The organism is Streptomyces zingiberis (assembly GCF_012034935.1).
Classification (GTDB): domain Bacteria; phylum Actinomycetota; class Actinomycetes; order Streptomycetales; family Streptomycetaceae; genus Streptomyces; species Streptomyces zingiberis.
This window is the reverse complement of record NZ_JAATEN010000056.1, coordinates 1-878: the sequence shown is the minus strand read 5'-3', so window position 1 is coordinate 878 and position 878 is coordinate 1. Positions and strand designations below refer to the sequence as shown.

1 protein-coding gene is annotated in these 878 nt (G+C 66.7%); it reads left to right on the top strand.

The window, feature by feature from the left end; all coding sequences use genetic code 11:
- Positions 1-103: 103 nt before the first annotated feature.
- Positions 104-868, top strand: coding sequence for a transposase family protein (locus HCK00_RS26655; protein ID WP_168104608.1), 765 nt, complete (start codon positions 104-106; stop codon positions 866-868).
- Positions 869-878: the final 10 nt, after the last annotated feature.

Genomic DNA, 878 nt, shown 5'->3' with positions numbered 1-878 from the left:
TTTCCAACTTGGCAGAGCAGTCTGCCGGTTGGGCTGACAACGTGGCGAAGCCCCTGGTAGATGGGTTTTCGACCAAGAGAACCGTCTCCACCAGAGGCTTCGTATGCTTGTCTACCCGTCGGGCGTCGACGTGTCCAGCTCTGCCCTGTGCTTCCTGTCCGTCCGTCTGCGGCAGCACTGTCGCGCAATCGGCTCCCGCTGGAGGCGTCTGAACCCCGGCCGCCAGGCCCTGCTCGCACTCGGCCACCTGCGGATGGGACACACGTATGCCCAGCTCGCAGCCGGATTCGGCATCGGAACCACGACCGCCTACCGGTATGCCACCGAGGCTGTCGAACTCCTGGCAGGCCTCGCGCCCACCCTGGCCGACGCGATACGGGTCGCGTCGACGAAGGCGTTCGTGATCCTCGACGGCACCCTCCTGCCGATCGACCGCATCGCCGCGGACCGGCCCTTCTACTCCGGGAAACACAAGAAGCACGGGATGAATTTGCAGGTCCTCACGGATCCCTTCGGCCGGCTGCTGTGGGCCTCGCCGGCCCTGCCCGGCGCCGTCCACGATGTCCGCGCGGCTCGCGAACACGGCATCGTCGACGCCCTCGCCGCAGCCGGCATCAGGTGCTGGGCGGACAAGGCATATCGGGGTTCCGGCGGAACCGTCCGCACCCCCTACTGGGGCCGCTGGGAAACCCTTTCCGCCGGTCAGAAGGCCGTCAACCGGTCCCACGCGAAGATCCGCGCACTCGTCGAGCAGGCCATGGCCACCCTCAAAGCCTGGAGACTCCTCCGCAAGCTCCGGTGCTCGACCACCCGCATCACCGCTCTCGTCCAAGCCATCCTCGCCCTGCATCTGGCCAGCTCAGAGTGAGGATGGAAAA